This window comes from Methylobacterium sp. J-067 (genome assembly GCF_022829465.1).
Classification (GTDB): domain Bacteria; phylum Pseudomonadota; class Alphaproteobacteria; order Rhizobiales; family Beijerinckiaceae; genus Methylobacterium; species Methylobacterium litchii.
In genome coordinates, this window is the sequence record NZ_JAKSXZ010000079.1 from 1 (window position 1) to 453 (window position 453).

1 protein-coding gene and 1 rRNA gene are annotated in these 453 nt (G+C 58.9%); one reads left to right on the forward strand and one right to left on the reverse strand.

The genetic code is table 11. The features are described 5' to 3' along the window. Nucleotides 1-91, forward strand: a 16S ribosomal RNA gene (locus tag MKK52_RS07935); the annotation flags it as partial. A 138-nt stretch (nt 92-229) separates the two neighbouring features. Here MKK52_RS07935 and MKK52_RS07940 read toward each other — a convergent pair. Then, nucleotides 230-453, reverse strand: a 224-nt coding sequence (locus MKK52_RS07940; protein ID WP_243953265.1) for a hypothetical protein, incomplete at its 5' end; no start/stop codon positions are given.

Consider the following 453-nt stretch of genomic DNA (forward strand, 5'->3'; position numbering starts at 1 on the left):
AGGGGAGCAGGCGACCACGGTAGGGTCAGCGACTGGGGTGAAGTCGTAACAAGGTAGCCGTAGGGGAACCTGCGGCTGGATCACCTCCTTTCTAAGGGTGCTGTCAGCTGGATGGCCGGTTCGCCGGTCCGCTCCACGGACAGCGCTATTAGATACCAGGGACCTGTCAGGGTCCCATTGGCGGGATGAACGCCGTCCTCGTTTTTCTTTCTCAGTCCGGGCATCGTGCTCAGAAGATCATCTGGATCTTCGTCGAGCCGCCTGGAAAACAAGTTTGCAACGGTTCGCGTGGCCTTACGGCCCGGATCGTCTGCGAAGATATCTTACATCGTGAAGAGGGAATGTGACTGTTGGGGGCGCGAGAGCGTTTTTCTCCGGCGGTCATGTTCGGCAAGCATACGGCGGTCGGGTCGGAAACGACCTGATCGCTGGTCTTTTTGCGACCGGATCGCG